Source organism: Oligoflexia bacterium (assembly GCA_034439615.1).
Classification (GTDB): domain Bacteria; phylum Bdellovibrionota; class Bdellovibrionia; order JABDDW01; family JABDDW01; genus JAWXAT01.
On sequence record JAWXAT010000042.1, the window covers coordinates 1 to 7,670 of the forward strand.

The 7,670-nt window shown below is 41.1% G+C and carries 7 protein-coding genes and 1 pseudogene; 4 read left to right on the forward strand and 4 right to left on the reverse strand.

Annotated elements, in window-relative coordinates; translation table 11 throughout:
* The 3 genes from SGI74_10335 to SGI74_10345 form a co-directional block, all read left to right on the forward strand.
* A partial coding sequence (locus SGI74_10335) for an HNH endonuclease (GenBank protein MDZ4677892.1) occupies positions 1-326 on the forward strand: 326 nt, incomplete at its 5' end.
* Positions 323-661, forward strand: coding sequence for a hypothetical protein (locus tag SGI74_10340; GenBank protein MDZ4677893.1), 339 nt, complete (start codon positions 323-325; stop codon positions 659-661). The genes SGI74_10335 and SGI74_10340, both read left to right, overlap by 4 nt.
* 17 nt (positions 662-678) lie before the next feature.
* Complete coding sequence (locus SGI74_10345; GenBank protein ID MDZ4677894.1) at positions 679-1,911, forward strand: hypothetical protein; 1,233 nt, start codon at positions 679-681, stop codon at positions 1,909-1,911.
* Between the two features lie 311 nt (positions 1,912-2,222).
* On the opposite strand, the pseudogene SGI74_10350 reads toward SGI74_10345, so the two are convergent.
* Positions 2,223-2,396 (reverse strand): annotated as a pseudogene (locus tag SGI74_10350) (ORF6N domain-containing protein).
* 425 nt (positions 2,397-2,821) lie between these two features.
* Between SGI74_10350 and SGI74_10355 the strand changes: the two are divergent.
* Positions 2,822-3,334 carry an ORF6N domain-containing protein gene (locus tag SGI74_10355; protein MDZ4677895.1) on the forward strand — a complete coding sequence of 171 codons (513 nt, stop codon included), beginning with the start codon at positions 2,822-2,824 and terminating at the stop codon, positions 3,332-3,334.
* Between the two features lie 86 nt (positions 3,335-3,420).
* Here the strand turns inward: SGI74_10355 and SGI74_10360 are convergent, their stop codons facing one another.
* From SGI74_10360 to SGI74_10370, 3 genes are all read right to left on the reverse strand, one after another.
* A complete protein-coding gene (locus SGI74_10360; GenBank protein MDZ4677896.1) occupies positions 3,421-4,617 on the reverse strand; it encodes an aspartate kinase in 1,197 nt (398 codons plus the stop codon).
* Between the two features lie 56 nt (positions 4,618-4,673).
* Complete coding sequence (locus SGI74_10365) at positions 4,674-5,840, reverse strand: transglycosylase SLT domain-containing protein (protein ID MDZ4677897.1); 1,167 nt, start codon at positions 5,838-5,840, stop codon at positions 4,674-4,676.
* 341 nt (positions 5,841-6,181) lie between these two features.
* Complete coding sequence (locus SGI74_10370; GenBank protein MDZ4677898.1) at positions 6,182-7,156, reverse strand: HNH endonuclease; 975 nt, start codon at positions 7,154-7,156, stop codon at positions 6,182-6,184.
* Positions 7,157-7,670: the final 514 nt, after the last annotated feature.

Here is a 7,670-nt window from a genome sequence, read left to right on the forward strand (position 1 = left end):
AAAGAGCTGAACGACAAGAAGAAAAGGTGAAAAATGACGCGCCTTCTCCGGATATCCGTCTCAAGACGGAACATTCCAGACAAACTGAAACTCAAGAAGATATTCCATTTCAAAGAAGCTCGATTCCCACTCAACTCAAACGTCAAGTCATTCACAGAGACAAAGATAAATGCCAGCACCAATACTATGATGGTTCAATATGTGAAAACCAAAGGTTCATAGAAATTCACCACAAGATACCAATTAGCCACGGAGGACAAAATCAAATCCAAAACCTCATCACACTCTGCTCAGGACATCACAAAGCACAGCATATGAATTCATGAACGTAAATTGGGGTGTATCCTCAATTTTTAATCGTCCAAGTTTTGTTCGGCGGGCTCCTGAGATTTTAGATAAACACAATGCTCAAGTATTAATAATGGGGCATAATCATCAAGCGACACATCGTTCTTTTCACAACGGAAAACAATACATTAATACAGGTACATGGACTGACGTTACAAGTTTTGACCCGGGGAGCTTGGGCCGTTTATCAAAACCTACTTATGCGTATATTGAATATCCAGAAGGTGATGAAACCTCATCAAGGGGTTTTACCAATGTATTTTTGCGTATTTGTCGTGGTAAACATCATGACTGGAAAGAGTTTGAGTTGTGATAAGGAAAATTATAAATATGAAGACTGGGTTAATTTTATTAGTGTTATTACTTTTAAGTACTTCATGCATAAAATCAGATATCAACGGTACTAGAGCTGCGCGTTTTGCTGTGAGCGATGCGGGAAATAATCGAATCCTTTTATGGAATCGAGTTCCTAATTCTTTTTCTGAACCAGCCGATCTTGTTTTGGGTCAGCCTAATATGACAATAGGTACCGCTAATAATACTCCAGATGCTCCTGGAACAATCAGTGCACAATCACTTTCTGTGCCAATGGGTGTTCATTTATTTGAAGAAAAACTCATCGCGGCAGATCAAAGCAATCACCGTGTACTTATTTGGAATAGTTGGCCTACAACAAATCAGCAGGCTGCAGATGTTGTATTAGGTCAAAACACAATGACTACTGGCGGGGCAAGTACTGGTACAGCAACATCTTTTAGTTATCCTAATTTAGTGAGTTTTGATGGGCAGCATCTTCTTGTTGGAGACATCACTGGACGAAGAGTCAAGGTCTGGAATTCACTGCCGACAGTGAATAACCAACCTCCTAATTTGATTTTATGTCAGTCCAGTCTCACGGGGTGGTTGTTAGGAACAACAAGTCAACTCTGTATGAGACCCAACAGTGCAGTGAGTAATGGAAATCAAGTTGCAGTGGCAGATTGGCAGAATCATCGAGTGCTTATTTGGAATACTTTTCCCACGGTGAGTGGTCAAGCGGCCAATGTTGTTTTAGGACAACCTAATATGACAAGTGCAGTAATTAACAACACTCCCGGTAATCCCGGTGTTGCCAGTGCTCAAAGTCTTTATTTTTGGACTGCGGCAAACCAAACGCCATCAAAAGTCATGTTTGTCGGAGAGAAATTGGTTGTAAGTGATTTTAATAATAACCGAGTGCTTGTTTGGAATTCAATACCGACGACTAATCAGCAAGCAGCAGACATGGTTATTGGTCAGCCCGATATGACGACAACAACTGCCAGTACAGGTGCTTATTTTTCTTCACCAAGTGGAATGTATTACGGCGGTGGAAAATTTATGGTAAGTGATCTGCTTAATAATCGAGTTCATGTTTGGAAAAGTTTCCCTACAAAAAACGGTCAACAAGCTGATTTTGTTTTAGGACAAAGTAATTTTATAAATAATTCTATTTTACCGGTAAAAGATTTTACGCTCTATTCTCCAATCGATGTGACTGGAAACTTTCATGTTAAAGGATTAAGAATTCCTGAGGGGTATTAAAAAACTATGATTGTTAGCGATTACATTTTAATTACTGAAATAGAAAAATCAGCTCCTGAAATTCTTTTTATTGATACTGCATGGCCAGGCGGGGAATCTTGCCTCGTGTCTAGATACCAATTCTTTCTTTGGGAGGAATTGGGGGATTCATCAATTCGCGAATTGCATCAAAAATAATTTTGAACTGAGAATCATATTTTCTTTCGAGAGTTGCTAGTTTTTGCGCCAACTCTTTATTCGTAAGTAGAAATTCCTTTATGTTCGATTTTTGAGGTTCCAGTTTGGAACCCCAAACGGTCGAATTCCTAAACGGTAATTCGAAACATAAAATCCTCAGGGAATCTGTCTTTGTTCCTTCCCACAGCTTTATTTAAATTCTTTGTTTTTACTTGATAAAGCAGGGCAAGGTCTGAGTCCTGCATAACTCTGTGCCCACGAATTAAAAATATTTTTTGAATGATTTCTCGAGAGGAAAGTTGATTCATAAGATACTCCTTGCTAGAGGAGTGCCGTGCAAGGCACTTGCCAACGTCATCTGCCACTACTTTGCTCCAGAGTGTTGATTAGATCCGAAATTCGAAAATATTTAGTCACTACGGTGATGGTCGCTAAAAAAGGTAAGTAACCTTATCAGTCATTCACTTGAAACAGTCTTCTTTTGTCCATCAAAGCACGGCTTCCAACTCAAATATATTGCAAGTTATGAAATCGGCCATCTTAAGGACCAGCGACATCTCTGAAGGTCAGAGAAACTTGTAAAACGGCACAGAGCCTTAAAATAACACCTTTAAATATTCCGGTAATCGGAGTCTCTCCGTATTTTCGGATTTAATTAATGCTTAAAACAAAAATAGTCATAGATGACCTTGGTAAGCCCATTGCTTAGTGATTTTTAGCACGGGAGTACTTTATGGATCAACTTTCGCACCAAGAAATCACTCAAAGAATATTTTTTATCCGTGGGCATAGAGTCATGTTAGATGCTGATCTAGCGGAGCTTTATAGCGTAGAAACCAAGTCCCTAAATCGTGCTGTTCGGCGAAACCAAAATCGATTTCCAGAAGATTTTATGTTCCAACTTACTGAAAAAGAAGAGGAATTTTTGAGGTACCAAATTGGTACCTCAAGATTGACCGAGAAGTATGGCTCTTGGGGAGGACGAAGGCATTTGCCATTAGTTTTTACAGAACAAGGCGTCGCCATGCTATCGAGCGTTCTTCGAAGTGAGAAAGCGGCGCTTGTGAATGTTGAGATCATGCGGACTTTTGTAAAGTTTAGGGAATTTCTCCTAACCAATCAAGAATTGGCTCGGAAACTGGAAGAACTCGAAAAAAGACATGATGCTCAATTCAAAATCATCTTTGATGCGATTCGTGAACTAATGCGTCCTCCTGTTCCACCTAAAGGAAGAATTGGAATTTAATCACTTGTTAAGATTCCACACCTTGCCATGATGAGCGCTGACTTCGATAGTTTGAGAAAAGTTTTAGGGCGTTTTAACTTTACCTATTAACCGACAAATTGTTTGTGAAGAAGTTGAGCTGCGTTTTGAACCTGACTGGAAGCCACAACATATGTGATGCTTAAGGGTGTGGTTATGAGGGCTTCGGTTTCAATAGCGTTTTTACTTAATGTTGATGAAGCCTCAAAGAGGGCTTTAGAATTTACAAGTCCGCGGCCAGATAATGTCACTGTGGCCAAATGAGTTTCTAAAGTCGGTGGTGTTTTTTTATGATGTTTGCACCATTCACTCACACTTGCTAAAATGCTATCAAAATGCTCAGGTGGCGCTGTGATAAAAATCTCACGACCATTTTCGGTACCACGTTCATAAATAATTTGTGGAACAGAAAGCTTGCCATGAGTAAGGCCTGCTTCGATGGCCTCAAGACTTATTTTTAAATCAAAGCCTTTGCCGAATTTAAGAACTGCAAGTTGAGCGTTGTAGTTTACGGCTTGAATGTGTGTTGCTTCCATAGTTTCAATAAGACTACCTGAGCCTTCTTCTGAACTCAAGTGCACAAGTACAGGAACCTGCGCTCTCTCTGCTAGTTCGACACTTCTGTAGTGAAGGACGCGCGCTCCCCAGTAAGCCATTTCCATCGTCATCGCGTAATCTAGTTTTTCTAAATGTTTTGGTACTACACCTGAAATGCGTGGATCAATTGTGTATATGCCGCGAACATCGGTTAAAATATCACAGCGATCGGCTTTAAATTGCGCAGCCATGGCAACGGCAGTTGTGTCGCTGCCGCCTCTTCCCAAAGTTGTAATTTCTTTTGTCTGCGGATTCACGCCTTGAAACCCTGCGATAATTACTATGCGGCCTTTTTTTAATTCTTCTTCAACGCGGAACGGGCGAATATCTATGATGCGAGCACTATTGTGACTTCCGTCAGTGAGCACACCACTTTGTGAACCCGTAAAACTAATGGCGCTGCATCCAAGACTATTTAAAGCCATAGACATAAGCGCCATGGAGATTCTTTCGCCGGCTGATAAAAGCATATCCATTTCACGTTGAATGGGAGTGTGCGTGATGCGACGGCTGAGATCAACAAGATCATCTGTTGTATCGCCCATGGCAGAAATAATAATAATCAGCTTATGACCTTCTTCGGAAAGTTTTTTTAAGTGCTTTGCGATATCTAATATTTTTTCTGGCGTTGCCACTGAGGTGCCGCCATATTTTTTGACGATGAGCATATGATTCAAGTGTCATTTAGAAAATTAGTGCGTGCAAGAAGAGAATGGGTTGTGACTCAGCGTTCAGAAACAAAAGTGCGGCGAATGTAGCGCGAAACCAATTGGTATGAACCTTTGGGAATGCGGATGGTGTGGCCTTCGACGTGTGTGGGCACATAGCTTCTAACGAGTTCGGGATTAAGTTCTTCCATATGCTTAACAGTTACGCCGAGTGCGTCGGCTAAGTGGGCAAGGCGTGTGCCGCCAGGGACTCTAAAGTGTTCAAAAGAAAATGGGGTATTATAATTGATGTTTCTAAAACCATACATTTGCGGTGATTTTGCGATGAGCATGGCGGCTATTAGTTTGGGTACGTAGTCTTTTGTTTCATCCATGAGAGCACCATCGGTTTTGGCCATTTTCCAAAAACTTTTTGTTTCATGCTTGATCATCAAACGTTTAATGCGATTTTCACCTGTGTTGTACCCAGCTGCGACGAGATACCAATTGTGAAACATGCCGTACATTTTTTTCATATATTTTGCGGCTGCATCAGAACTTTTTTGAAAATCGCGACGCTCATCGAGCCACCAGTTAATGCTGAGTCCATAGCGCTTCCCTGTTTCGCGAATGAACTGCCATGGGCCAACGGCATTTGCCGAAGAATTTGCAGTGGCCGAGAAACCGCTTTCAATCATTGCCATGTAAGCAAGATCTTGAGGGAGACCATGGCGCTTTAATGTTTTTTGAAGTGTAGGTAAATATCGAGTCGAGCGTTCGAGCCATTTTGTAAACCACCCGCGACCACTTGTTTGAAAATATTCTATCCAGTATGCAACGCGCGCGTTGTAGGCAACTGGAATATCAAAGATGAGTGGTGTTTCAGACGCAAAAGGTTCGGTTGGGTGATTTGGTCTTGGAATTTTAATAGGAGCTGGTTTTTGCGCGATAGTTTTTTTTTGGGGCGACATTGGTATTGGTACTGATTCCGGTTCCGGTTCCGGCGTAGTTGCGGATGTTGCTGTGGCCGCAGCGGAAGCGGGCGCGGGAGTATTGTTTTGTGAATTGTTCTGTGCAGGAACTAATGGCCAGCCAACACTTTCTTGTGACGGTTTTGTAGTGCTAGCTTTTTGTTCATGGGCACAACCTGTAAGTAGTATTGAAAGCACAGTGGTCGATAAACCAAATTGAATTGTGAGGCTGGTTGTAAAAATTAATTTTTTAAATTTTGCGAAAGCATCCATGCTCATCTAAGTCCTTTTAACGCAAATCCAAATGCGCGCTCTAAGTAGCGCAACCCGATGTGCGTGTTCATTGAACAACGCTAATCCATGTGTGTGTTCATTTGAGCAGCGCAAATCCGTGTGCGCACTACCCTGTATGAATTAGGTTACATGAGTCGAGCTTTAAACCCAAGCGCTAGAACGTCGCGTCTATAAAGTCAGGACTAAAGACTGTTTTGGATTTGTATGTCTGCTGACCCATCGCATTTTGCGCCAGCGCGGTTGGCATCAGTGTTATTGATTTCAAGTGCCGGAATTCAAAGGTGCGGTATTCAAAGGTGCGGAATTCGTGAATCGAAATTTCAATGTCCAAGATATTTCTCCATTGTAAGTTGTCCGAGTTTTTCAATAGCAGCGCGCTGATTGCATGAGCGACAAAAAAGTCTCAGGTTTTCAAGGGAGTCATTTCCACCCAAAGCTTTTGGCAATTTGTGATCGATTTCTAAAGCATACATAGAATTACAGTTTTGACATTGCCCGTTTGCCATTCTCCAAACCTGTCTTTTGATGTGCGCTTTTGATAGAGGTTTGTTTGGTTTGATTTGCGACTGAATTGCTATATCCAGTGATGGTGTCGTTTGGGGCGTGGATGCTTTTACCTTTGTACTCCGACTTTGTTCTGCCGCTTTCCGCGCTGGCGCGGTAGATTTATCAAGTTTTTCTAATCCGATGTCACAGAGTTGATCGAAGAGTTCGGCTAAACTTACATTGGGATTTTTATGAGCGTTAAGGCCTTTGAGTTTTTGAATCTTTTTTAATATTTTATCAGTAACAGTAAATGAAATTTCAACTTGGTCAGCAGATACTTGTCGAATTCTTTCTGTGGGTTTATGAGAAATTGTAGAAACCGAAAACATTATTTTCTGCGCTTCCTTTTTGGTGGTCTTCTCAAATTTTTTCAAAAGTGCGATTTTCTTTTCTCTAGAATATAGTTTTTGAGTTGATTTTTCTTCTCGAGCAAGAAGTGATTGAGCCATTCCCATATGTGTGAGCGAAAGTGATCCGTCGTTTATTTTTTCCTCAATCTCTGGAATTTCCTTTAGAAGCTCCATAGCTTGCACTCGGCGGTAAGCTTGATCTTCAGTGTAGAGAAGTTCTTTCATCGCATATTCATACATGGAGCCACATTTTTCTTTACTGAAAAGTCGGCGTCTTTGAATTTCTTTTAGATGTAAAAGAATATTTGAGAGCATTTCACGTTCATCGCGAACTAGGTTTTTAGTATTTCGCAATAGAGTTTCGTCGCTTAAAAGTTTTAGATTGGTTTTAGGATTCATGCGAGGTTCTCCAGGGTAAAGTGTCAGTTTTATTACAATTAATAATTTTAGTTAACTACTTGGCGGTGAGTGTAGCATTGCTTTTGGAGTGGAGGTTTTTGTAAGTCTGAGAGTGTTAAATGATTACACTTTTAAGGGCGCTGGACTTCGTGTGGTTCATAGAAATTCATTTATAATTCAAAAAAACTAAATCATTCAATAAAAGATCAACCACGGCAATTCTAGCATTAAGAAAATGCAGTCAATAAAAATGTAATAATGTAATAATATTCATTCCGCGCTGGCGCGGAAATCGAACTCACCCCGTGCAAATTACATCTCACTTCATGATGTTCGCTTCATTATCTTCATTTCATGATTCCCATATCAATCCAAGCTTCTCACTTCATGACCCCACTTCGCACACCGCACTTCACGCCACATCCCAAACCACCCCGCACACCCTGCGCCACACCCGCGCCACCCCTGCGCCCCACCCACACTTCTTGACACCACCGTCAAAAAACCAACATAA

Bases quoted from the DNA above. Each gene is read 5' to 3' on its own strand.
- SGI74_10365 (MDZ4677897.1), bottom strand. From the start codon at position 5,840: ATGGATGCTTTCGCAAAATTTAAAAAATTAATTTTTACAACCAGCCTC.
- SGI74_10355 (MDZ4677895.1), top strand. From the start codon at position 2,822: ATGGATCAACTTTCGCACCAAGAAATCACTCAAAGAATATTTTTTATC.
- SGI74_10345 (MDZ4677894.1), top strand. From the start codon at position 679: ATGAAGACTGGGTTAATTTTATTAGTGTTATTACTTTTAAGTACTTCA.
- SGI74_10340 (MDZ4677893.1), top strand. From the start codon at position 323: ATGAACGTAAATTGGGGTGTATCCTCAATTTTTAATCGTCCAAGTTTT.
- SGI74_10360 (MDZ4677896.1), bottom strand. From the start codon at position 4,617: ATGCTCATCGTCAAAAAATATGGCGGCACCTCAGTGGCAACGCCAGAA.
- SGI74_10370 (MDZ4677898.1), bottom strand. From the start codon at position 7,156: ATGAATCCTAAAACCAATCTAAAACTTTTAAGCGACGAAACTCTATTG.